The sequence below is a fragment of the Kineosporia sp. A_224 genome (assembly GCF_002198655.1).
Classification (GTDB): domain Bacteria; phylum Actinomycetota; class Actinomycetes; order Actinomycetales; family Kineosporiaceae; genus R-H-3.
The window spans coordinates 27469-49635 of sequence record NZ_MWLN01000236.1 but is presented as its reverse complement, the minus strand read 5'-3'; the positions used below and the strand labels follow the sequence as shown (position 1 = coordinate 49635).

The window sequence follows — 22167 nt, the reverse complement described above, 5'->3', positions numbered from 1 at the left end:
CCGGGCTGCCCGCGCCGAACAGCGGACGTGGAACCCAGCCAGAACCTCCCGGGCGGGGCGCGGCATGCCCGGCCGGTCCGCCTCGTGCCGCGGTCGGGCGCCGCGCCGGTCCTGCGCATGAGCGACGGGCCCCCCGGCGTCGCCGACGTCCCGTCGTCCCCCGAGGCGCTGCTCGCCCGCGTCGCCCGTGGGGACGAGCGCGCCTTCGAGCAGCTGTACGACGCCCTCGTCGGTTCCGTCCACGGGCTGGTCCTCCAGGTGGTGCGCAACCCCGCGCACGCCGAGGAGGTCACCCAGGAGGTGTTCGTCGAGGCCTGGCGGACCGCCGCGCGGTTCGACCCCGGGCTGGGCAGCGTCCGGGCCTGGATCACGACGATGGCGCGCCGTCGCGCCATCGACCGGGTCCGGGCCGCGCAGGCCTCCACCGACCGGGACGTCCGGGTCGGGACGTCGTCCATGGAGCGCGACGTCGACCTCACCGCCGACACCGTCGAGGTGCGGCTGGAGCAGCAGCAGGTGCGCCGGTGCATGGGCGGCCTCACCGACCTCCAGCGGGAGGCCGTGACGCTCGCGTTCTACCGTGGTCACACGCACCGCGAGGTGGCCGGGCTCCTCGAGGTCCCGCTCGGCACCGTGAAGACCCGGTTGCGCGACGGGCTCATCCGGCTCCGCGACTGCTTGGGGGTGGCGTCATGACCGACGACACGACGACCGCCGGCCCCGGCGACGCCGCGGACCTGCACGCGCTCACCGGCGCCTACGCCCTCGACGCCCTCGACGACCTCGAGCGCCGCACCTTCGAGCGTCACCTCGCCGGGTGCGCCGCGTGCCGCGAGGAGGTCCGCGGCTTCCGCGAGACCGCGGCCCGGCTCGCCGACGGCGTGACCCTCGCGCCGGCAGGCGCGATGCGCGACCGGGTGCTCGCAGAGGTCCGGCGGACCCCGCAGCTGCCGCCGCTGCAGCGCGACGGGGAGCAGCAGGACGCCGCGGGGCGCGGCCGGCCGCCGGCCTCGGGCCGCACCTGGGTGGCCGCGGCAGCCGTCGCCGCCGTCCTCGCGCTCGGCGGCGGCACGTTCGGCGCCGTCGAGTGGCGGGCCGCGCAGGACGCCCGGGCCCGCCAGGACGCCGCCGTCGCCCGCGAGCAGCGGATCGCGACGGTGCTCTCCGACCCGGCCCGCCGGCTCGTCAGCGCCCCGGTGAGCAGCGGCGGCACGGTGACGCTCGCCGTCGCCGGTGACCGTGCGGTGGTCCTCACCGCCGGGGTCGCCGGGCTGCCGGCGGACCGGACCTACCAGCTCTGGGTGGTGCGCAGCGACGGGATCCGCTCGCTGGGCCTCGGCCCGGCGGCAGCGGACGCGGCCGGCAGCTGGGCCCGGCCCGTCGAGGGGATCCGGCCCGGGGACACGGTCGCGGTCTCGGTCGAGCCGCAGGGCGGCTCGCAGCAGCCGACGACCGAACCGGTCGCCGCGGTGAAGGTCTAGGCCGGCGGGTCGGCCAGCGGCCGCGCCGCGGACGCGAAGCCGCGCACCTCGACGTCCACGAGGAGCCTGGCCCGGACGGCGCCGCTCGCGAGCCGGCGGCCCAGCGCCGCCGCGGGCAGCGGCCGCACCGACGCGGCGAGGACGACGTTGCCGTACCGGCGGCCGTGGAACTGGCCGGGCTCGGCCGCGAGCGCGACGTGCGCGAACACCGCGAGCGCGCTCGCGGCCTCGCCGCGGGCGAGCGACATCTTCGGCGTGTCGGCGACGTTCGCCAGGTAGACGCCGTCCGGGGCGAGGACCCGCCGGACCTCGCGGAGGAACTCGACCGTCGTGAGGTGCGCCGGTACCTGCGAGCCGTCGAAGGCGTCCCGGACCACGACGTCCTGGCTCGCGTCCGGGAGCCCGGCGAGCCCCTCCCGGCCCTCGCAGACGCGCAGCCGCAGCAGCTTCGACGAGCGCAGCCCGAGCGCGTCACGAGCGGCGTCCAGCACCGCGGCGTCGATCTCGAGGACGGTCTGCCGGGACCCCGGCCGGGTCGCGGCGACGTAGCGGGGCAGCGTGCAGCCGGCGCCGCCGACGTGCACGGCGCGGACCGGGTCGCCCGGCGGGAAGGCCACGTCGAGGACGTCGCCGACCCAGCGCATGTACTCGAAGTCCAGGCGGGTCGGGTCGTCGAGGTCGACGTGGCTGCTCGGGACGCCGTCCACCTGCATCGTCCAGCCGCGCCGGCCGTCGTCGTCCGGGACGAACACGACCCGGCCGCCGGCGAGCGGGAAGGGCCGCGGCGGCGCGGACTCCAGCGCCCCTGCCGGTTCCCCTCGCCTCGCCACCCGGACACCCTGCCACGGGCGGCCGGGGCCCCGTCGGGCGGTCCGCGTGGCCCCTGCTCGCGGGCCGCCCGACGGGACCGGCGCGTCGTGCACCCCCGTGGTGCACCAGGCGCCGGTGAGGTCACCGTGCCGCCGCCCCGCGCCCGGTTCCCTCGCGGGGCAGAACGCGCCGGGCCCGTCCCTGATACGTCCGGACCCGGCCCGCGTCGGGTGGCGTACCTCACGAGGTCCGGACGTATCAGGGCCCTGTCCCGGCGCCTCCGTGCGGCGCTCCGGGGGCCGGACGGGTCCCGCCGGACGTGGCGCACGCCTCACCGGGGCCGGGGAGCCGCAGCGGCCCGGACGCCGTCCGACGCGCCGAGGGACCCCAGGGGTGGCGGAACACCGCACCCATGGGCGACCGTTGAGAGGTCGGGGGCCGGGTCCGGTCCCCACGGCGACACGAGGGGTCGGCATGAAATCGGTGCGGCGCGCCGCGGCGCTCAAGGTCTTCTGGCAGACGATGCGCGGCTCACGCGTGGCAGGGGCGCCCACCGCGGGCGCCCGGCTCGGGGCCGTCCCGCGGATGGTCGCCCAGGGGATGCGCGGCACCTACCCGCACCTGGACCGCGGCCGGATCCTCGTCGCCCTGCTCGGCCTCGTCTACGTGCTGTCCCCCGTCGACGCGATCCCGGAGATCATCGTGCCGATCCTCGGTTTCGGGGACGACGCCGTCGTCGCCGCGTTCGTGTTCGGCTCGCTGCTCTCGGAGGCGGACGCCTTCCTGGAGTGGGAGGCGGAGAAGAGCCGGACGGTCACGGGCCAGGTCATCGGCTGACGTCCGGTCGGGTCCGACCCGTCCACAGGTCGCGCGTTCGTCCCACTGTCCACAGCCGGCACCCGCGACCGCGCGGGACGTCGCCGCTGCCCGCCACGGTGGGCGCCATGACCTCAGTGATCCGCGGGGGAGCCCCGCACGACCTCATCGCCTACGCCTGGTTCGTCATGGGGTTCCGGCCCCGGGAGAGCGTCGTCGTCGTCGGCATGTCCGGCGACAGCCTGACCTCCGGTCTCGTGGCCCGGCTCGACCTGCCGGGCGAGCGGCACGCGGCCCGCGCCGCCGTGATGTTCGCCGAGATGCTCGAGCGCAGCGGCGACGAGGCGTGCCTGGTGCTCGTCGTGTCGGACGCCGCGGGCGACGCGCCGCTCGTCGACGGCGACGGCGCCATGCCGCACGACGGGCTGACCGTGCGGCTGCGTGCAGCGCTCGCCGCGGCCGGCGTGCACGTCGTCGACGCGCTGCTCGTGGGCTCCTCCACGTACCGCTCCTACCTCTGCGAGGACGAGGGCTGCTGCTCGCCGGCGGGCCGGCCGCTCACGGAGGTGACCGGGAGCCGGGTCGCGGCGGCGATGGTCCTCGAGGGGCGCTGCGTGCTCGACGACGAGCAGGACCTCGTCGCGGACGTCGACCCCGACGCCGCCGCGGCCCGCGGAGAGCCCGTGCTCGCCCTGCCGAGGGCCCGTCCGGGGCGCGGCCGGCGGCGCGCGGCGTTCCTGCGGTGGTGCGCGGACCTCGACGCCGCCGCCGAGGAGCCGACCCGGGCCGAGGACCTGCTCGCGGCCCTGGTGGCCGACCGGGACCTGCGTGACGCCGTCCTGTTCAGCCTCGTCCCCGGTGGCCGGGCGACGGCGCTGCGGCTCCTCGAGGGCCGCCCGACCGGTCCGCTCGGCCCGGACCGCGACGCCCGGCCGCAGGATCCGCTCGTCCGCACCGGGGACCGGTTGCTGGCCTGCCTGGCGCGCCGGGCGCCGGCGGGCTCCCGGGCGGAGCCGCTCGCCGCGCTGGCCTGGCTGGCCTGGTGGTCCGGGGACGCCGTGCGCGGCCGGCTGCTCGCCGACCGGGCGCTCGAGGACGCCCCGGGGCACCGGCTCGCCGGGCTCGTCCACGCGCTGCTGGAGGGCAGCGTCCCGCCGCCCTGGACGGACGTCGCGCGGGCGTCCCGCGACCTCGAGCCCGCGCAGCAGCAGCAACGGTGAGCGGGTGTGCTCCGGGCGGGGGACAGGTCCTGGCGAGCGGGTGAGACGCGCGGATCGGATGGTGAGACGGGTGGTCCGGCCCCGGGGGTGTGTCCTAGGATCGACGACAGGTCATGAGCGCCAGCGTCAAGCCCCGGCTCGCTGGCCGGCAACCCTCCTAACCGCGGTGGGGTGCCCCGGGTGATGACCAGGCTGACCGCCGAGGTGGCGGAGGCAAGCGCGGGTCCCCTGGGGCCCCGGTTCCGAGGAGCGCACCATGACCTGTCGAATGTGTCGCTGAGCAGCAGTCCCGACGCTCCCTGACCAGGGCACCGCCGCCCGGCACCCCCGGCGGCCGCACGTCCCGAGCGTCGTCGACGTCCTCCCCGGCGCGCCCTGCGCCCGTGACGTCCCGGCACACGCCACTCCACGACCGACCACCGCGGCCGCGCCGTGCGCGGCCCCGACCCTCCGGGAGACACCCATGAACGACGGCTGGTCCTTCGAGACGCGGCAGATCCACGCCGGCCAGACGCCCGACCCCACGACCGGGGCCCGGGCGCTGCCGATCTACCAGACGACCTCCTTCGTGTTCAAGGACGCCGACCACGCGGCGAACCTGTTCGCGCTCAAGGAGCTCGGCAACATCTACACGCGGATCATGAACCCGACCCAGGACGCCGTCGAGCAGCGGCTGGCGAGCCTCGAAGGCGGCGTGGGCGCGCTCCTCGTCTCGAGCGGGCAGGCCGCGGAGACGATCGCGATCCTCAACGTCGCCGAGCACGGCGACCACATCGTGTCGAGCCCGAGCCTGTACGGCGGCACGTACAACCTCTTCCACTACACGCTGCCGAAGCTCGGGATCGAGGTCACGTTCGTCGAGGACCCGGACGACCTCGACTCGTGGCGCGCCGCGGTCCGCCCCAACACCAAGGCGTTCTTCGGCGAGACGATCTCCAACCCCAAGCAGGACCTCCTCGACATCGAGGGGGTCTCCGGGGTCGCCCACGAGGTCGGCGTCCCGCTCATCGTCGACAACACCGTCGCGACCCCGTACCTCGTGCGCCCGTTCGAGTGGGGCGCCGACATCGTCGTCCACTCGACGACGAAGTACCTCGGCGGCCACGGCACCTCGATCGGCGGCGCGATCGTCGACTCCGGTCGCTTCGACTTCGCCCAGTACCCGGAGCGCTACCCGAACTACAACCAGCCGGACCCGAGCTACCACGGCCTCGTCTACGCGCGGGACCTCGGCGTCGGCGGTGCGTTCGGGGTGAACCTGTCGTTCATCCTCAAGGCGCGCGTCCAGCTCCTGCGCGACCTCGGGTCGGCGACCACCCCGTTCAACGCCTTCCTGCTGGCGCAGGGCCTCGAGACGCTCAGCCTGCGCGTCGAGCGGCACGTCGCGAACGCGAAGGCCGTGGCCACCTGGCTCACCGGCCGCGACGAGGTGGAAAGCGTCGCCTACGCCGGCCTGGAGTCGAGCCCCTGGTACTCCGCGGCGCAGAAGTACGCGCCCAAGGGGCCGGGCGCCGTGCTCGCGTTCGAGATCAAGGGTGGCGTCGAAGCCGGCAAGCGTTTCGTCAACGCCCTCCAGCTGCACAGCCACGTGGCGAACATCGGCGACGTCCGCAGCCTCGTGATCCACCCCGCCTCGACGACGCACAGCCAGCTCTCCGAGGCCGAGCAGCTCGCCGCCGGCGTCACGCCGGGCCTCGTCCGGCTCTCGGTCGGCATCGAGCACGTCGACGACATCCTCGCCGACCTCGAGGCCGGGTTCCGGGCGGCGAAGGTCGACTGATGGTGGCCGCTCAGGAGCTTCCCGTGCCCGCCGCGCTCCCGGTGACGGGGGCGTGGCGGGTAGGGGACCCCCCGGGCGGGCGCCGGTTCGCCGAGGTCGGCCCCCTGCCTCTCGAGGCCGGGGGCCGGCTCGACGGCGTCACGGTCGCCTACGAGACGTGGGGCCGGCTCTCGCCGGCCCGGGACAACGCCGTCCTCGTGCTGCACGCCCTCACGGGCGACAGCCACGTCGTCGGTCCGCAGGGCCCGGGGCACCCGACGCCGGGCTGGTGGGACGGCCTCATCGGTCCGGGCCAGATGCTCGACACCGACCGCTGGTTCGTCGTGGCCCCCAACGTCCTCGGCGGCTGCCAGGGGACGACGGGCCCGTCGTCGGCGCATCCCGACGGGCGGCCGTACGGCAGCCGGTTCCCGTTCGTCACGGTGCGGGACCAGGTCGCGGCCGAGGCCGCGCTCACCGACCACCTCGGCGTCGACCGCTGGGCGCTCGTCGTCGGTGGGTCGATGGGCGGGATGCGGGCGATCGAGTGGGCCGTGTCCTACCCGCAGCGGGTCGAGCGGCTGCTCGCGCTCGCGACCTGCGCAGCCGCCACCGGGGACCAGATCGCATGGTGCTCGCCGCAGCTCGCCGCGATCCGTAGCGACCCCCACTTCGCCGGCGGCGACTACTACGAGGCGCTGCCGGGCCAGGGCCCGCAGAACGGGCTCGGCATCGCGCGCCGGATCGCCCAGGTGACCTACCGCTCGGGCAACGAGATCAACATGCGCTTCGGCCGCAGCCCGCAGCTCGGCGAGAACCCGGTCGGCGGCGAGGGCCGCTACGCGATCGAGTCCTACCTCGACCACCACGCGGACAAGCTCGTGAGCCGGTTCGACGCGAACTCGTACGTCGTGCTCACCGAGGCGATGAACTCGCACGACGTCGGCCGCGGGCGCGGCGGGGTGGCCGCCGCGCTGGCGCGGGTCACGGCGCGGACGACGGTCGTCGCCGTCGACAGCGACCGCCTCTACCCGGTCGACCTCAACGCGCTCGTGGCCGCCGGCATCCCGGACGCCGCGCCGCTGCAGGTCCTGCACAGCCCCTACGGCCACGACGGGTTCCTCGTGGAGTCGGCCGCGGTCGGCCGGCTCGTCGCCGCGCTCCTCGAGGAGCACGATCCGGACGACGCACCCGCCGCGGGGACCGCGGACGCCCAGGTGTCCGACGCCCAGGTGTCCGACGCCCAGGTGTCCGACGCCCAGGTCGCAGGCGCCTGACCGCCGGGCCGGTCAGCCGAGCTCGTCGCGCAGCCCCGGCCAGGCCCGGGCGAACGCGGGGTGCAGCGGCAGCGCCGTGACGTCGTCCAGCCCGACCCAGCGCAGCTCGTCGCTCTCCTCCGTGCGGGGGGCGACCGCGACGTCGGCCGGGGCCTTCGCGAGCACGTACGTGTAGCGCCAGTCGACGTGGTCGACGCCGAGCCGGGAGCCGATGACGGCGACGGCGTCCGCCGGTACGGCCGCCTCCTCCCACGCCTCGCGCAGTGCTGCGGTCACGACGTCCTCGTGGCTGTCCCGGGCCCCGCCGGGCAGACCCCAGGAACCGCCCTCGTGGGTCCACCCGGCACGCAGCTGCAGGAGCACGTCGGTGCCCGCGCCGCCGTCCGTCGGGTCGCCCGCGCCGTCCCGCAGGAGCAGCAGCCCGGCCGCGCCGTGCAGGCCCCAGTGCCGTTGCCCGCAGCGGCACTCCACCCACCCGTTGCCGTCGTGCGCAGCCACGGGTCCACCGTAGGTGGTGGGCGCCGGGTCCGCCGGGGACGACCGGGACGAACCGACCCGCTGCAAGCGGTCGTCATCGGGTAGCGTGCCCGGCACCAGCCGTGGCCGTGCCGCCCGCGGGCCACGCCCCGGGAGCGCCGGCACCGGACCGTCGCGAGGAGGAGGGCGAGATGGCCGTCGTCGTGGGCTACGTCCCGACAGCAGAGGGTCGTGCGGCCCTGCACCGGGCCGCCCTGGAGTGCCGGCTGCGCAGCACGAACCTCGTCGTCATCAACTCCAACCGCGGCGGCAAGGACCTCGACGCCGCCGAGGCGGCCGCCTACGAGGCCGAGCTCGACGCCGTCCGCGCCGAGCTCGACGCCGCCGGGATCGCGCACGAGGTGCGCCAGCTCGTCCGGGGCCTCGAGCCCGCCGAGGACCTCATCGCCGTCGCCGAGGAGGTCAAGGCGGACTTCATCGTCATCGGCCTGCGCCGCCGGACGCCGGTCGGCAAGCTCATCCTCGGATCCAACGCCCAGCGCATCCTGCTCGAGGCGCCCTGCCCGGTGCTCGCCGTCAAGGCCGAGGGCTGAGCCTGTGGCGGCGCTGAGCATCGCCGGTGACCCGCAGGCCGACGCACTGCTGAGCACCGACCCCTTCGCCCTGCTCGTCGGCATGCTGCTCGACCAGCAGATCCCCATGGAGAAGGCGTTCTCCGGCCCGGCCGTCATCGCCGCCCGGATGGGCACCCCCGGCCTCGACCCGCAGGCGGTCGCGGACTGCCCGCCCGAGGAGTTCGAGACCCTCATGGCGGGCCCGCCCGCCGTCCACCGCTACCACCGCAACTTCGCCGGCCGGGTCCAGACCCTCGCGAGGTTCGTCGTCGACACCTACGGCGGCGACGCCGCGGCGATCTGGGCGGACGTCGAGGACGGGCCCGCGCTGCTCGCCCGGCTCAAGGCGCTGCCGGGGTTCGGCGAGCAGAAGGCGAAGATCTTCCTCGCACTGCTCGGCAAGCAGCTGGGCGTCGAGCCCGCCGGCTGGCGCGAGGCGGCGGGGGACTACGGCACCCCGGGCAGCCACCGCTCGGTCGCGGACGTGGTCGACGGCGAGAGCCTGCTCAAGGTCCGGGAGTTCAAGAAGGCCATGAAGGCCGAGGCCAAGGCGAAGGCGGCGCGCTGACGACGACCCCACGACACACCGGAGCGGCCCGCTCCGCGCGGGCCGGTCGCGGCCCCGGCCGGCACAACGTCATCCGTACGGACGACCGTGACCGAGCCGTCCGTTTGCGACCGCATACCTCCGGGCATGCAACAATGAGCAGTTGACCGGCTCAGTCGGGCACAAGTTCGTGCCCGCCGCCGTTGGAACCTGTGTCCTTCACCGGGACATCCACGTAGCTTCACCACGACGAAAGGTTGTCCGTGTCGTCGGTCCCGACCTCCCGGCCTCTCCCGTCCGAGTTCACCCACCCCGCGCTGCAGGAGCTCCTGCGGCTCGGCAGCACGCGGGGCAGCGTCGACGCCGTTGCCCTCCGCTCCGCCTGCGAGCAGGCGGAGGTTCCGATGGCCCGGATGAAGGCTGTCCTGCGCGCCATCGACGACGCGGGGATCACGGTCGAGCTGCCCGACACGCCCGCGGCCCGGCGTGCCGTCGCCGCGACGAGCACCCGCAGCGGTGCCTCGGCGTCCGCGACGGCGACGGCCAAGCGCCCGGCCAAGGCCGCGGCGAAGACCGCCGCCCCGGCCGCCGAGGGGGACGAGCCGCCGGCCGCCCCCGCCAAGAAGGCCGCTGCCAAGAAGACCGCCGCCAAGGCCGCCGCCGCCAAGGGCGGCGACGCCGAGGCGGACGGCGAGGTCGAGGACCTCGAGCTGGACGCCGACCTCGTCGAGCCCGGTGACGACCTCGTCGTCGAGGAGGTCGTCGTCGAGGACGTCGTCGTCGTCGAAGAGGTCGAGGTCCCCGCGGTCGAGGCCGAGGCGGCCGTCGCGGAGAAGCCCGAGGAGGAGAGCGAGGACGCCTTCGTCCTGACGGACGACGACGACGACGCTCCCGCCCAGCAGGTCGCGACCGCCGGTGCGACCGCGGACCCGGTCAAGGACTACCTCAAGCAGATCGGCAAGGTCGCCCTCCTCAACGCCGAGCAGGAGGTCGAGCTCGCCAAGCGCATCGAGGCCGGCCTGTTCGCCGAGGAGCGGCTCAACTCCGGCGAGAAGATCGAGACGAAGCTGCACCGCGAGCTCCGCTGGATCGCCGAGGACGGCCGCCGGGCGAAGAACCACCTGCTCGAGGCCAACCTGCGTCTCGTCGTCTCGCTCGCCAAGCGCTACACCGGCCGCGGCATGCTCTTCCTGGACCTCATCCAGGAGGGCAACCTCGGTCTGATCCGCGCGGTCGAGAAGTTCGACTACACCAAGGGCTACAAGTTCTCGACCTACGCCACGTGGTGGATCCGGCAGGCCATCACACGCGCGATGGCCGACCAGGCCCGGACCATCCGGATCCCGGTCCACATGGTCGAGGTCATCAACAAGCTCGCGCGCGTGCAGCGGCAGATGCTCCAGGACCTGGGCCGCGAGCCCACGCCCGAGGAGCTCGCCAAGGAGCTCGACATGACCCCCGAGAAGGTCATCGAGGTCCAGAAGTACGGCCGCGAGCCGATCTCGCTGCACACCCCGCTCGGCGAGGACGGCGACAGCGAGTTCGGTGACCTCATCGAGGACTCCGAGGCCGTCGTCCCGGCGGACGCCGTGTCGTTCACCCTGCTCCAGGAGCAGCTGCACTCTGTCCTCGACACGCTCTCCGAGCGCGAGGCGGGCGTCGTCTCCATGCGGTTCGGCCTCACCGACGGCCAGCCGAAGACGCTCGACGAGATCGGCAAGGTCTACGGCGTCACGCGCGAGCGGATCCGGCAGATCGAGTCCAAGACGATGTCGAAGCTGCGTCACCCGAGCCGGAGCCAGGTGCTCCGCGACTACCTCGACTGACCGCACCCGCACAGACGTCGACGGCGGCCGCCCCCTGCGGGGCGGCCGCCGTCGTGTCGTAGGGGGCGGGTGCCTCAGCCGAGGACGAGCCCGACGACCCAGACCGCGGTGACGAGCAGGGCCGTCGCGAGCTCGATGACGATCGACCAGCCGACGGCGGCGAGCGCGCGGCGCGTCGACGGCCAGGCGGCGGCGGTGTCCTTGAGGCGGAGCCACTCGGCGAGGAAGACGCCGAGCACGAAGCCGAGGACCACCCCGACGACGGGGACGACGAAGAAGCCGGCGATCCCGAGGACGGTGCCCAGGCCCACCGTGGTCCACGGCACGCCGGACTCCTTGAGCCGGCGGCCCGGGAGCAGGTACTTGACGACGCTGCCGCCGACGGCGACCAAGGTGGCGACCGCGAGCACGGTCCACGCGCCGGCGTCGTGCTCGGCGACGGCCCAGACCGCGACCCCGCCCCACACGAGCAGGAGGCCCGGCAGGACCGGGACGACGATGCCGGCGAGGCCGATGACGATCATCAGCCCCGACAGCAGTGCGACGCCGGTCAGCCGGGCCTCCGTGCTCGTGTCGAGTCGTTCGCGGTCGGGAGAGGTGCGACGGTCAGGTGCGTCCGGGGGTCGCCCTGTCGGCGGCGCCCGGCCGGGGACAGGTCAGCGCTCTTCGTCCGGGGCGATCGCCGGTGTGACGCTGGTCAGGGCGTGCGACTCGTCCTGGATCTCGACGGCCTTCTCACGGAGCGCGTCCTGGTGGGCGCGCCCGTGGTGGGCACAGAACAGGAGCTCGCCACCCTTGGGGAGCAGGACGCGCACGTAGGCGCGTGCTCCACAACGGTCACAACGGTCGGCAGCGGTCAGGGCCGCGGGGGCAAGGGTTGCGTTCACGGGGCGACCTCCTCCAGGCGGTGGGCCGGCGCAGGGGTGTTGCAGGGGGTGGAGCGGGTGGTGCGTGCGGTCGTCGCTCTCGACGTCCTTGTCGGTCGCCCGCGGCGGTTCAGTAGCACTTGCAGGGATCCTCGTGCGGGTGGTGCGGCGGTGCGGGTGGTACTCGGCGGTACTGACGGTGCGTGGTCACTCTTCGTTCCCTGGTAAGACACGGACGTCGCGAGCGACGACCGCACGCACCACCCNGTCGCCGCTGTCAGCGGCGACGCCTGTTCCAACAGTGAAGCAGCCGTACCCGTTCCCGGTCAGCCCCCACGCGTGCGTTCGCTCTCCGCGTAGCGCTCAGCGACAAGCGGGATGTGGCGCACGTCACGACGCATACCGGACGTCACGACATCGGGCGCGGATCGTGCTGCGACCCCCGCGCTCGGGCGTTGCGCCGCAAGGGTTTTCGAGGTTTCCGTCACGTAACGTCACCGTGGGTGACGGCTCTGCGGCGCAGGCCGGTCGCGCCACGGCCCCTCCCGGCGTGCCTCAGCAGGTGCGGGCGGCCCGCGGGGTAGCCTCGATCAGACGTACGAACGAAACGCCCTGCGGCGTGCCCGACGACGGGGGCGCCGGGGGCCGTCCTGAACGCGAGGAGCGCGCCCCCGTGGCCCAGCCGACGACCGACCGCAGTGCCCGCGCGCAGGCCGACGTCCGGACTGCGGCCGCCTCCGGCTACACCGCCCGGCACCTGTCGGTGCTCGAGGGGCTCGACGCCGTCCGCAAGCGCCCGGGCATGTACATCGGGTCGACCGACTCGCGCGGGCTCATGCACTGCCTCTGGGAGGTCATCGACAACGCGGTCGACGAGGCCCTCGGTGGCTTCTGCCACACGATCCGGGTCGTCCTCCACGCCGACGGGTCGGTCGAGGTGCACGACGACGGCCGCGGCATCCCGGTCGACGTCGAGCCGAAGACGGGCCTGTCCGGCGTCGAGGTGGTCTTCACCAAGCTGCACGCCGGTGGCAAGTTCGGTGGTGGTTCGTACACGGCGTCCGGCGGTCTGCACGGTGTCGGCGCGTCCGTCGTCAACGCGCTGTCCGCGCGGCTCGACGTCGAGGTCGACCGCTCGGGCAAGACGTGGATGATGAGCTTCCGTCGCGGTGAGCCCGGCATCTTCGGCGACGGCAGCGGCGGGCCCGACCCGGACGCGGAGTTCACCCCGTTCGTCGAGCGCTCCGAGCTGCGCGCCCGCGGCGGCGTCAAGCGCGGGGTGACCGGCACCCGGGTCCGCTACTGGGCCGACCGGCAGATCTTCCTCAAGGACGCCGCGTTCGCCTACGACGAGCTCGTCACCAGGGCCCGGCAGACCAGCTACCTCGTGCCCGGGCTGAGGATCGTCGTCCGGGACGAGCGCGGCCTGCCCGGCACGCCCGGCGAGAACGGGGCGGTCGAGGAGGTCTTCCAGCACGACGGCGGGATCGGCGAGTTCGCCGAGTTCCTCGCCACCGACCCCGAGGTCACCTCGGTGTGGCGGCTGCAGGGCACCGGCACCTTCCGCGAGACCGTCCCGGTCCTCGACTCCCGCGGGCACATGACGCCGACGGAGGTCGAGCGCGAGTGCTTCGTCGATGTCGCGATGCGCTGGGGCACCGGCTACGACACCGAGGTCCGGTCGTTCGTCAACATCATCGCGACCCCCAAGGGGGGCACCCACCTCGCCGGATTCGAGCAGGCGCTCGTCAAGACCTTCAAGAAGGTCGTCGAGGAGAACGGGCGCCGGCTGAAGTTCGGCAAGGACGACAAGCTCGACAAGGACGACGTCCTCGAGGGGCTCACCTCGGTGGTCACGGTCCGGCTCGCCGAGCCGCAGTTCGAGGGCCAGACCAAGGAGGTCCTCGGGACGAACGCGGTGCGCGGCATCGTGTCCCGCGTCGTCGAGAAGGAGCTCACCGCGCTGCTCACCTCGACGAAGCGGGTCGAGAAGGCGCAGTCCGCGCTCCTGCTGGAGAAGGTCGTCGGGGCGATGCGCACGCGCGTCACGGCCCGCCAGCACAAGGAGATCAGCCGGCGCAAGAACGCGCTCGAGACCTCGTCGCTGCCGACGAAGCTCAAGGACTGCCGCAGCGAGGACGTCGAGCGCACCGAGCTCTTCATCGTCGAGGGGGACAGCGCCCTCGGGACGGCGAAGGAGGCGCGCAGCTCGGACTTCCAGGCGCTGCTGCCGATCCGGGGCAAGATCCTCAACGTCCAGAAGGCGTCGATCTCGGACATGCTCAAGAACGCCGAGTGCGCCTCGATCATCCAGGTCATCGGCGCCGGGTCCGGTCGCTCGTTCGACCTCGAGGCGGCGCGCTACGGCAAGATCATCCTCATGACGGACGCCGACGTCGACGGCGCCCACATCCGCACGCTGCTCCTCACGCTCTTCTTCCGGTACATGCGTCCGCTCGTCGAGGCGGGCCGGGTCTACGCGGCGATGCCGCCGCTGCACCGGATCGAGGTGGTCAACGCGGGCTCGAAGAAGAACGAGTACGTGTACACCTACAGCGATCCCGAGCTGCACCGGACGATCGCCGCGCTCGACAAGAAGGGCCGCAAGTACAAGAGCCCGCCGCAGCGCTACAAGGGTCTCGGCGAGATGGACGCCGACCAGCTCCAGGAGACGACGATGGACCCGCGGCACCGCACCCTGCGCCGCGTGCGCATGGCGGACGCCGCGGCCGCCGAGCGGGTCTTCGAGCTCCTCATGGGCAACGACGTCGCACCGCGCAAGGACTTCATCGTCGACGGTGCCGCGCGGCTCGACCGGGAGCGGATCGACGCCTGACACGGGTGGGCCGCGCCGCGGCGTCGACGTGGCCGTGACCCGCTGCGGGGCCTAGCCTTCGGGTCATGTGCCACGAGACCGGCTCGCGCCCGCCCGCCCCGCCCGTCGTCGGCGAGGTGGCCTCGACCGCCGAGCTGCGGTTGACCGCCTCCGACGGCGCCGTGCTCGCGGCGTTCGAGGCCGTACCGGCGGGGGAGCCGCGGGCGGCCGTCGTCGTCCTGCCCGACATCCGCGGCCTGCACCCGTACTACCGCGCGCTCGCCGAGCGGCTGGCCGAGGCCGGGTACCACGCGGTCGCGATCGACTACTTCGCCCGCACCGCGGGGGCGTCGATGCGCGACGAGACGTTCGAGTGGCAGACCCACGTGCCGCAGGTGACCCCCGAGCACATCCTCGCCGACGTCGCCGCGGCGATCGGGCACGTCTCGCCGGACGGCGCGCTCCCCGTGCTCACCGTCGGGTTCTGCTTCGGCGGCGGGCACTCCTGGGGGCTGGCCGGCAGCGTGCTGGCGGCCGACGGCACGCTCGCGGGCGCGATCGGCTTCTACGGCCGGCCGGCCCTGCTCGCGGAGCGCGCCGCGGACGTCGCCGCGCCGGTCCTCATGCTCGTCGCGGGTGCCGACCACGCGATCGCGTCGATGGACGTCGTCGCCGTCGCGGACGACGTCCGGGCCGGGGGCGCCGACGTCGAGGTCCACGTCTACGACGGGGCGCCGCACTCGTTCTTCGACCGCACGTTCGCCGACCACGCCGACGCCTGCGCCGACGCCTGGCAGCGGATCGTCGCCTTCACCGACCGCGTGACGGAGACCCGACCGGTGCGGTAGTGCACCGGTCCGTTGAAACCCGGTTGCCCTGTGCGGGCCGCCCGCACGACCCTCGGAGGATGGCCGCCGAACCCGCGCACCCTGGTCTGACCTGGGTCCCGCTCTCCGCCGGGCGCGTCCCCGCCTGGCACCGCCTGCTCGAGGCGTGCGTCGAGGCGGACGGCGGCGAGGAGCACCTCACCGTCGAGGACCTGCACGACGAGCTCGCACCGCAGTGGCTCGACCTCGAGCGCGACACGCTCCTCGGCGTCGACGCCGACGGGGTGGCCCGGGCCTTCGGGCTGACGCTCGTGCGGCCGGGGGAGTCCGCCGAGCGCCGCGTCACCCTCTGGGGAGGCGTCGACCCGCAACGCCGGGGTCTGGGCATCGGGCGCGAGCTCCTCGGCCGGCAGGTCGCGCGGGCCGGCGAGATCCGGGACGCCGCGAGCGACGGGCGCCCGACCGCCGTGTACGTCTCCGCGAAGGAAGACGTGTCGTCAGCGGTGCGGCTGCTCGCCCGGGCCGGCTTCGAGAAGGTCCGGCTCAACCACGTCATGCTGCGCGCGCTGCCGGCGGCCGGCGGCGTCGTCCCGGACGTCCGGGTGCCCGACGGCGTCCGGTTCGTCACGTACACCGAGGACCTCGCCGAACCCTTGCTGGCGGCCCACAACCGGGCCTTCGACGGGCACTGGGGCTACGTCCCGTGGACGCCCGAGGAGTGGCGGCTGTGGGCGGTCGAGCAGCGCTGGTTCCGGCCCGGCTGGAGCGTCGTCGCACTGAGCGGGGACCCTGCGGACGGCGGCATCGCCGGGTACGCGACGAGCGCCGGCTACGAGCCGGACTGGGGTCCGCAGGGCTTCACCGAGGGCTGGACGGGTCGGCTCGGCGTGGTGCAGTCATGGCGCGGCCGCGGGCTGGGGAAGGCGCTGCTCGCCGAGTCGATGCGGCGGTTCGCCGCCGACGGCATCGAGTACGCCGGGCTCGACGTGGACGCCGAGAACGTCAGCGGGGCGCTGGCCCTCTACACCGGCATGGGCTATGAGGTCCGCAGCACGACGGGGACCTGGCGGCATCGGGGGCGGTGACGCCGGCGGCGTCACGCCGGCGCCGCGGTGGCGCGGTCCGGGCCGCCGGAGCGCCCGTGTCGCGAGCGCCAGCCGCAGCAGCACCGCCGCCGCCCCGGTGACCTCGACGAGCCCGAAGACGACGGGTGCCGTCGTCGACGTGACCCGGCCGTACGCGACGGCCACGACGGCCTCGACGACGAGCAGCCACCATGTGCCCGCCGCCACGGCGTGCACGTCCCGGCTGCGCCACACCTCGACGGCGGACGGCAGCACGAGCCACGTGATGGACCCGCCGACGACGAAGGCCAGCAGACGCCACGCGCCGAGCACCTCACCCGTCGCTGCGAGGACCAGCGTGCCCGCCCACACCAGGGGCAGCGCGAGGTCCGCCCGGCGGCGGCTCGCCCGCCAGGCGACCCAGGCCGTCCCGAGCGCACCCGGGAGCCCCACGGCCGAGGCCCCGAGGAGCCAGCCGTCGTGCAGCCGGAGCGAGTACGTGGTCCAGGCGACCTGGCTGACCGCGGCGTTGGCGAGGGCGGCGACGCTGACCCCGGCGACCGACCGCCCGCGCACGATCCGGACGAGCTGCGGCACCGTGGCCCACGCGGCGACGACGATCCCCGCGACCCCGAGCACGTCGGCCGTGCTCGCCCCCGACAGGCCGGTCATCAGGGACTCCCCTTGCACGGTGGTGGACTGCGGCCCGGGGCTGCCCCCGTCGGGCGCCCGTCCGTATGACTACTGAATGTAGTCAAACACTACCGTGAGTTATTAGACGAGGTGGTGCTTTCGGCGCGGAGGTCGGGCCGGACCCGGGTCAGGACGGGTCAGTACAAGGTCAGTACGGGTCAGTACGACTTCGGCAGCCCGAGGACGTGGTGGCCGAGGTGGGCCAGGACGAGGTTGTTGCTCACGGGCGCCGTCCGGTAGAGCCGGGTCTCGCGGAACTTGCGCTCGACGTCGTACTCCACGGCGAAGCCGTAGCCGCCGTGCGCGTCCAGGCTCGCGTTCGCGGCGGCGAACGACGCCTCGCTCGCGAGGAGCTTGGCCATGTTCGCCTCTGCCCCGCACGGCAGCCCGGCGTCGAACCGGCGGGCGGCGTCGAGCCGGACGAGGTCGGCCGCGCGCAGGTGCGCGTAGGCGTGCGCGAGCGGGAACTGGACGCCCTGGTTCGCGCCGACCGGCCGGCCGAAGACCTCGCGCTGCGAGGCGTAGGCGACGGCGCGGTCCAGCAGGAACCGGCCGTCGCCGAGACACTCGCTCGCGATGAGGATCCGCTCGGCGTTCATGCCGTCGAGGATCTGCCGGAACCCCTGCCCCTCGACGCCGACGAGGGCGTCCTCGGAGACGACGACACCGTCGAGGAAGACCTGCGTGGTGCTGTGGTTCATCATCGTCGCGATCGGCCGGATCTCGATCCCCGGGGTGCCGCGCAGGTCCACGAGGAACGTCGAGAGCCCGTCGGAGGGCCTGGCGGAGGGGTCGGCGCCGTCCGCGCGGGGCGCTGTCCGGGCCAGCAGCAGCATGAGGTCGGAGTGCTCGGCGCGCGACGTCCAGATCTTGCCGCCGTCGATCTGCCAGCCCTGCGGTACCCGGACGGCGCGGGTCGTGATCCGGGTGGTGTCGGAGCCGGCCTCCGGTTCCGTGACGCCGAACGCCTGGAGCCGCAGCGCACCGGAGGCGATCCGCGGCAGCCACCGCCGCTTCTGCTCCTCGCTGCCGTGCCGCAGCAGCGTCCCCATGACGTACATCTGGGCGTGGCACGCCGAGGGGTTCGCCCCGGACGCCGCGACCTCCTCGAGGATCACCGCGGCCTGCGTGAGGGTCGCCCCGCCACCGCCGTACTCCTCGGGCACGAGCGCCCCGAGGTAGCCGGCGGCGGTCAGTGCGGCGACGAACGCGGTCGGGTAGCGGTCGGGCTCGAGCCCCTGCCAGTAGCTGCCGGGGAAGTCCGCGCACACCGCACGGACGCCGGCTCGCAGGTCGTCGTGCTCGGGCAGCGGGGTGAGCTCCATGCGGCCAGCCAACCAGTCGCCCGTGCCGGCAGCGATCAGGCGCGTCCGAAGGGCCCGCCGACCGCGGCGACCGGCTGCGGCAGCGGCGTCCCGGAGCCGTCCCGGCGGGGATCGGGTGTCGGCAGCGTCAGGGCGACGCCGTTCGCGGCCGACGCGACCGGTGGTGCAGCCCCGGCCCACGCGAGCAGCAGGGTGTCCTCGCCCTTGAGGAAGCGGTGGCAGCGCACGCCGCCCGTCGCGCGGCCCTTCACCGGGAACTCCGCGTACGGCGTGACCTTCGCCGTCCCCGGCTGGGTGCCCGGCAGGGCGGACGTCGAGCCGGCGACCGTGACCACGGCGGCCCCCCACTCGCCGTCCGGGATCCGCAGGTCGACGACCCCGAACCAGGCGACCTTGGCGCCGGTCGCGAGGTTGATGCCGGCCATCCCGCCCGCGGCGCGGCCCTGCGGCCGGACCTTGTCCGCGCCGAAGCGCAGGAGCTGGGCGTCGTCGGTGACGAAGACGAGGTCGTACTCCTCGTGGGTGAGCTCCGCGGCGCCGACGACGGTGTCGCCGTCCTTGAGCGAGACGACCTCCCACGAGTCCTTGTTCGACGGGTAGTCCGTCGTGACGCGCTTGACGACGCCCTGCGCCGTTCCGAGCGCGAGGCCGGGGGAGTCCTCGCGCAGCGACGAGAGCGCGAGCAGCCGCTCGCCCTTCTCCAGCGCCAGGAACTCCGCGACCGGCGCCCCGCCGGACAGCGACGGGCTCGTCGAGGTCGGCGGCAGCGCGGGCATGTCGAGGACCGGCAGCCGGACCATCCGGCCCAGGCTCGTCACCGCCGCGACCTCGCCGCGGGCCGTCGACCGGACGGCGCTCACGACGACGTCGTGCGACGCGCGCTGCGCCGGGTCGACCGGGGGCAGCGGCTCGTCCGAGCCGGTCCGGGCGAGCAGCCCGGTCGACGACAGGAGCACCCAGCACGGGTCGTCGGCGACCTCGAGCGGCGCGGCGGACCGGCGGCTCGCGGTGACGGTCTGGCCGGCGGACTCCAGGAGCACGGTGCGCCGCGGCGTCCCGAACTCGGCGGAGACCGCGGCGAGCTCGTCGGAGACGACCCCGCGCAGCAGCGCCTCGTTCTCGAGGATCGCCGTGAGCTCGTCGATCTCGCGCTGCAGGTCGGACTTCTCCTTCTCGAGCTCGATCGTCGAGTACTTCGTGAGCCGGCGCAGCGGCATCTCGAGGATGTACTCGGCCTGCACCTGGGTCAGGTCGAAGACCTGCATGAGCCGGTCACGGGCCTGCGCGGTGTCGTCGCTGCCGCGGATGAGCGCGATGACCTCGTCGATGTCGAGGATGGCGACGAGGAGGCCCTCGACGAGGTGCAGCCGGTCGAGCCGCTTGGTGCGGCGGAACTCCGAGCGCCGGCGGACGACGTCGAGCCGGTGCCCGACGTAGACCTGGAGCAGCTCCTTGAGCCCGAGCGTGCGCGGCTGGCCCTCGACGAGCGCGACGTTGTTGATGCCGAAGGAGTCCTCGAGCGGGGTGAGCCGGTACAGCTCCTCGAGGACCGCCTCGGGGTTGAACCCCGACTTGATCTCGATGACCAGGCGCATGCCCTGCTTGTTGTCCGAGTAGTCGTCGATGGCGCTGATGCCCTGGAGCTTCTTCGCCTGGACGAGGTCGCTGACCTTCTCGATGACCTTCTCGGGCCCGACGAGGTACGGCAGCTCGGTGACGACGATGCCCTGCTTGCGGGCCGTGACGTTCTCGATCCGGGCGGTCGCCCGGGTGCGGAACGTGCCGCGGCCGGTCGCGTACGCCTCGCGGATGCCCTCGAGGCCGACGATCTTGCCGCCCGTCGGCAGGTCCGGGCCGGGGACGAACTTCATGAGGTCGTCGAGGGTGGCGTCCGGGTTCGCGATGAGGTGCCGCGCGGCACCGACGACCTCGACGAGGTTGTGGGGCGCCATGTTCGTCGCCATCCCGACGGCGATGCCGGACGACCCGTTGACGAGCAGGTTCGGGAAGGCCGCGGGGAGCACCTCGGGCTGGCTGAGCTGACCGTCGTAGTTCGGGACGAGGTCGACGACCTGCTCGTCGAGACCGTCGGTCATGAGGAGGGCCGAGCGTGCCATCCGTGCCTCGGTGTACCTGTACGCCGCCGGGCCGTCGTCCAGGCTGCCGAAGTTGCCGTGCCCGTCGATGAGCGGCAGCCGCAGCGTGAAGTCCTGCGCGAGCCGGACGAGCGCGTCGTAGATCGCACCGTCGCCGTGCGGGTGCAGCTTGCCCATGACGTCGCCGACGATGCGGCCGCACTTGACGTGCGGGCGGTCGGGCCGCAGGCCCATCTCCGACATCGTGTAGAGGATCCGGCGCTGCACCGGCTTCATGCCGTCGCGGGCGTCCGGGAGCGCGCGCGAGTAGATGACGGAGTAGGCGTACTCGAGGAACGCCCCCTGCATCTCCTGCTCGACGTCGATGTCGACGATGCGCTCGGTGAAGTCCTCCGGGGGCGGCGGTGCGCTGCTCCGGCGTGCCATGACGGTGATCTCCTCGCTGCTGCGTGCGACGCCGCCCGCAGGGTGGGGAAGCGGCGGCGTCGCAGGCATTGTCCCTTGCCCGGCCCCGGGCGTGGCGGAGCGACCCGCCCGTGCGGGCCCGGGGCGTGCTCGGCAGACCGTGTTGGGAGGATCTGCGCGTGGCCACGGACGAGATCGACACCCATCCCGCCGTCGTCGCGGCCCGCACGCTCGCCGACGACCTGCTCGCCCCGGCGGCGGCCGAGGTCGACCGGACGACGGTGCCGCGCTCGCACCTCGACGCGCTGGCCGCGGCCGGGCTGCTCGGGGTCTCCGCCCCGGTCGCCGTCGGTGGCCTCGGGGCGCCGCCGGCCGTCGTCCGCCGCACCCAGGAGCTGATCGCCGGCGCCGACCTGTCGACGTGGTTCGTCCAGATCCAGCACCACACGTGCGCCCCGATGGCCCTCGACGCCGGCCGCGAGGACCTCGCGCGCGACCTCGCGACCGGCCGGGCGGTGGCCGGCATCGCCTTCTCGCACCTGCGCCGGCGGCCCGCCCGGCCGGTCGTGGCGGTCCCGGACGGCGCGGGCTGGCGGCTCGTCGGCGACGCGCCCTGGTACACCGGCTGGGGGATCAACGACGTCGCCCTGCTCGGTGGGGCGACCGACGACGGCCGGGTCGTCTTCGGGGTCGTCCCGGCCCGCGAGCAGCCGGGGCTGGCCGCCTCCGCACCGATGGACGTCGCCGCCCTGCGCTCCGCGGTCACCGTGACGTTGCGGCTCGACGGGCTGCGGCTGGGGCCGGACGACGTCCTGCTCGTCGACGACATCGAGGCCTGGGCCCGGCGGGACGCCCGGCCCTCCGCGAACCCGGTCCCCGCGGTCTTCGGGGTCGCCGAGTCGGCGCTCGACCTGCTCGCCGCGCGGGGCCGCGGGCGCGACGAGCCCGAGGCCGTCGACGCCGCCGAGCGGCTGCGGTCCCGGGTGCTCGCGGTGAAGGGCGAGGTGTACCACCTCCTCGACGAGGTCGACCCGGACGCGCAGACGCAGCGCCGGCTCCGGCTGCGGGCGCTCGCGCAGGCGCTCATGGTCGAGTGCACGACGGCGCTCGTCGTCGCCGGCGCCGGTGCCTCGATGGCCGCGTCCGACCCGGCGCAGCGCAAGGCCCGCGAAGCGCTGTTCCTGCTCGTCCAGGCGCAGACCCGGCCCGCCCGCTCGGCGGCGCTCGGCGCCTTCGCCCGCTGACCCGC

At 74.3% G+C, this 22167-nt stretch carries 19 protein-coding genes, 1 pseudogene and 1 riboswitch; of the genes and pseudogenes, 13 read left to right on the top strand and 7 right to left on the bottom strand.

The genetic code is table 11. The annotated features are described in order from the left end of the window. Positions 1-117: 117 nt before the first annotated feature. Both sigK and EDJALFJO_RS32235 read left to right on the top strand, forming a co-directional pair. Complete coding sequence (sigK, locus tag EDJALFJO_RS32240; protein ID WP_088290749.1) at positions 118-696, top strand: ECF RNA polymerase sigma factor SigK; 579 nt, start codon at positions 118-120, stop codon at positions 694-696. Beyond that, the gene (locus tag EDJALFJO_RS32235) at positions 693-1481 is read left to right on the top strand and encodes an anti-sigma factor domain-containing protein (protein WP_088290724.1); all 789 of its coding nucleotides are present in this window, start codon (positions 693-695) and stop codon (positions 1479-1481) included. The genes sigK and EDJALFJO_RS32235 overlap by 4 nt, the downstream gene beginning before the upstream one ends. On the opposite strand, the gene EDJALFJO_RS32230 is transcribed toward EDJALFJO_RS32235, so the two are convergent. Then, complete coding sequence (locus EDJALFJO_RS32230; RefSeq protein WP_158220654.1) at positions 1478-2311, bottom strand: spermidine synthase; 834 nt, start codon at positions 2309-2311, stop codon at positions 1478-1480. The genes EDJALFJO_RS32235 and EDJALFJO_RS32230 overlap by 4 nt on opposite strands. A 454-nt stretch (positions 2312-2765) precedes the next feature. Between EDJALFJO_RS32230 and EDJALFJO_RS34735 the strand changes: the two genes are divergently transcribed. The 4 genes from EDJALFJO_RS34735 (at position 2766) to EDJALFJO_RS32210 (ending at position 7363) form a co-directional block, all read left to right on the top strand. After that, positions 2766-3128 carry a YkvA family protein gene (locus EDJALFJO_RS34735; protein WP_158220653.1) on the top strand — a complete coding sequence of 121 codons (363 nt, stop codon included), beginning with the start codon at positions 2766-2768 and terminating at the stop codon, positions 3126-3128. 107 nt (positions 3129-3235) lie between these two features. Then, complete coding sequence (locus EDJALFJO_RS32220) at positions 3236-4327, top strand: DUF4192 domain-containing protein (RefSeq protein WP_088290721.1); 1092 nt, start codon at positions 3236-3238, stop codon at positions 4325-4327. Positions 4328-4436: 109 nt separating this feature from the next. Continuing rightward, positions 4437-4553, top strand: a riboswitch (SAM riboswitch). 237 nt (positions 4554-4790) lie between these two features. Then, entirely contained in the window at positions 4791-6107 is a 1317-nt protein-coding gene (locus EDJALFJO_RS32215; protein WP_088290720.1) for a bifunctional o-acetylhomoserine/o-acetylserine sulfhydrylase, read from the top strand. After that, complete coding sequence (locus EDJALFJO_RS32210; RefSeq protein WP_088290719.1) at positions 6107-7363, top strand: homoserine O-acetyltransferase; 1257 nt, start codon at positions 6107-6109, stop codon at positions 7361-7363. The genes EDJALFJO_RS32215 and EDJALFJO_RS32210 overlap by 1 nt, the downstream gene beginning before the upstream one ends. Before the next feature lie 12 nt (positions 7364-7375). On the opposite strand, the gene EDJALFJO_RS32205 is transcribed toward EDJALFJO_RS32210, so the two are convergent. Further along, entirely contained in the window at positions 7376-7861 is a 486-nt protein-coding gene (locus EDJALFJO_RS32205; RefSeq protein WP_088290718.1) for an NUDIX domain-containing protein, read from the bottom strand. A gap of 170 nt (positions 7862-8031) precedes the next feature. On the opposite strand from EDJALFJO_RS32205, the gene EDJALFJO_RS32200 reads away from it, so the two are divergent. The 3 genes from EDJALFJO_RS32200 to EDJALFJO_RS32190 all read left to right on the top strand — a co-directional run bounded on the left by EDJALFJO_RS32200 (position 8032) and on the right by EDJALFJO_RS32190 (position 10827). After that, positions 8032-8433 (top strand): universal stress protein, encoded by a 402-nt coding sequence (locus EDJALFJO_RS32200; protein ID WP_088290717.1) that lies wholly within the window; start codon positions 8032-8034, stop codon positions 8431-8433. Between the two features lie 4 nt (positions 8434-8437). Then, on the top strand, positions 8438-9022 hold the full coding sequence (locus tag EDJALFJO_RS32195) for an HhH-GPD-type base excision DNA repair protein (protein WP_088290716.1): 585 nt from the start codon (positions 8438-8440) through the stop codon (positions 9020-9022). 242 nt (positions 9023-9264) lie between these two features. Continuing rightward, a complete protein-coding gene (locus EDJALFJO_RS32190; RefSeq protein WP_088290715.1) occupies positions 9265-10827 on the top strand; it encodes an RNA polymerase sigma factor in 1563 nt (520 codons plus the stop codon). A gap of 74 nt (positions 10828-10901) precedes the next feature. On the opposite strand, the gene EDJALFJO_RS32185 is transcribed toward EDJALFJO_RS32190, so the two are convergent. Next, positions 10902-11351 (bottom strand): DUF456 domain-containing protein, encoded by a 450-nt coding sequence (locus tag EDJALFJO_RS32185; RefSeq protein WP_088290714.1) that lies wholly within the window; start codon positions 11349-11351, stop codon positions 10902-10904. Positions 11352-11483: 132 nt separating this feature from the next. Further along, on the bottom strand, positions 11484-11714 hold the full coding sequence (locus EDJALFJO_RS32180; RefSeq protein ID WP_088290713.1) for a hypothetical protein: 231 nt from the start codon (positions 11712-11714) through the stop codon (positions 11484-11486). 652 nt (positions 11715-12366) lie between these two features. Between EDJALFJO_RS32180 and EDJALFJO_RS32175 the strand changes: the two genes are divergently transcribed. The 3 genes from EDJALFJO_RS32175 (at position 12367) to EDJALFJO_RS32165 (ending at position 16420) form a co-directional block, all read left to right on the top strand. Further along, positions 12367-14529: a type IIA DNA topoisomerase subunit B gene (locus tag EDJALFJO_RS32175; RefSeq protein WP_088290712.1), complete on the top strand. Its 2163-nt coding sequence runs from the start codon at positions 12367-12369 to the stop codon at positions 14527-14529. Positions 14530-14594: 65 nt separating this feature from the next. Beyond that, positions 14595-15356, top strand: a complete 762-nt coding sequence (locus tag EDJALFJO_RS32170) for a dienelactone hydrolase family protein (RefSeq protein ID WP_088290711.1) — start codon at positions 14595-14597, stop codon at positions 15354-15356. Between the two features lie 59 nt (positions 15357-15415). Further along, on the top strand, positions 15416-16420 hold the full coding sequence (locus EDJALFJO_RS32165; RefSeq protein ID WP_088290710.1) for a GNAT family N-acetyltransferase: 1005 nt from the start codon (positions 15416-15418) through the stop codon (positions 16418-16420). A gap of 468 nt (positions 16421-16888) precedes the next feature. Here the strand turns inward: EDJALFJO_RS32165 and EDJALFJO_RS35915 are convergent. The 3 genes and pseudogenes from EDJALFJO_RS35915 to EDJALFJO_RS32150 form a co-directional block, all read right to left on the bottom strand. Continuing rightward, positions 16889-17071 (bottom strand): annotated as a pseudogene (locus EDJALFJO_RS35915) (PQ-loop repeat-containing protein); the annotation flags it as partial. A 179-nt stretch (positions 17072-17250) separates the two neighbouring features. Beyond that, the gene (locus tag EDJALFJO_RS32155) at positions 17251-18417 is read right to left on the bottom strand and encodes an acyl-CoA dehydrogenase family protein (protein WP_088290708.1); all 1167 of its coding nucleotides are present in this window, start codon (positions 18415-18417) and stop codon (positions 17251-17253) included. A 35-nt stretch (positions 18418-18452) separates the two neighbouring features. Next, positions 18453-20939 carry a DNA topoisomerase (ATP-hydrolyzing) subunit A gene (locus EDJALFJO_RS32150; protein WP_088290707.1) on the bottom strand — a complete coding sequence of 829 codons (2487 nt, stop codon included), beginning with the start codon at positions 20937-20939 and terminating at the stop codon, positions 18453-18455. A gap of 158 nt (positions 20940-21097) precedes the next feature. On the opposite strand from EDJALFJO_RS32150, the gene EDJALFJO_RS32145 reads away from it, so the two are divergent. Further along, positions 21098-22162, top strand: a complete 1065-nt coding sequence (locus EDJALFJO_RS32145; RefSeq protein ID WP_198950847.1) for an acyl-CoA dehydrogenase family protein — start codon at positions 21098-21100, stop codon at positions 22160-22162. The last annotated feature ends 5 nt before the right edge of the window (positions 22163-22167 follow it).

Excerpts from the sequence above, each read along its gene's own strand:
- EDJALFJO_RS32185 (WP_088290714.1), bottom strand. The coding sequence starts at position 11,351 with ATGATCGTCATCGGCCTCGCCGGCATCGTCGTCCCGGTCCTGCCGGGC.
- EDJALFJO_RS32210 (WP_088290719.1), top strand. The coding sequence starts at position 6,107 with ATGGTGGCCGCTCAGGAGCTTCCCGTGCCCGCCGCGCTCCCGGTGACG.
- EDJALFJO_RS32150 (WP_088290707.1), bottom strand. The coding sequence starts at position 20,939 with ATGGCACGCCGGAGCAGCGCACCGCCGCCCCCGGAGGACTTCACCGAG.
- EDJALFJO_RS34735 (WP_158220653.1), top strand. The coding sequence starts at position 2,766 with ATGAAATCGGTGCGGCGCGCCGCGGCGCTCAAGGTCTTCTGGCAGACG.
- EDJALFJO_RS32235 (WP_088290724.1), top strand. The coding sequence starts at position 693 with ATGACCGACGACACGACGACCGCCGGCCCCGGCGACGCCGCGGACCTG.
- EDJALFJO_RS32200 (WP_088290717.1), top strand. The coding sequence starts at position 8,032 with ATGGCCGTCGTCGTGGGCTACGTCCCGACAGCAGAGGGTCGTGCGGCC.
- EDJALFJO_RS32220 (WP_088290721.1), top strand. The coding sequence starts at position 3,236 with ATGACCTCAGTGATCCGCGGGGGAGCCCCGCACGACCTCATCGCCTAC.
- sigK (WP_088290749.1), top strand. The coding sequence starts at position 118 with ATGAGCGACGGGCCCCCCGGCGTCGCCGACGTCCCGTCGTCCCCCGAG.
- EDJALFJO_RS32215 (WP_088290720.1), top strand. The coding sequence starts at position 4,791 with ATGAACGACGGCTGGTCCTTCGAGACGCGGCAGATCCACGCCGGCCAG.
- EDJALFJO_RS32165 (WP_088290710.1), top strand. The coding sequence starts at position 15,416 with ATGGCCGCCGAACCCGCGCACCCTGGTCTGACCTGGGTCCCGCTCTCC.
- EDJALFJO_RS32155 (WP_088290708.1), bottom strand. The coding sequence starts at position 18,417 with ATGGAGCTCACCCCGCTGCCCGAGCACGACGACCTGCGAGCCGGCGTC.
- EDJALFJO_RS32170 (WP_088290711.1), top strand. The coding sequence starts at position 14,595 with ATGTGCCACGAGACCGGCTCGCGCCCGCCCGCCCCGCCCGTCGTCGGC.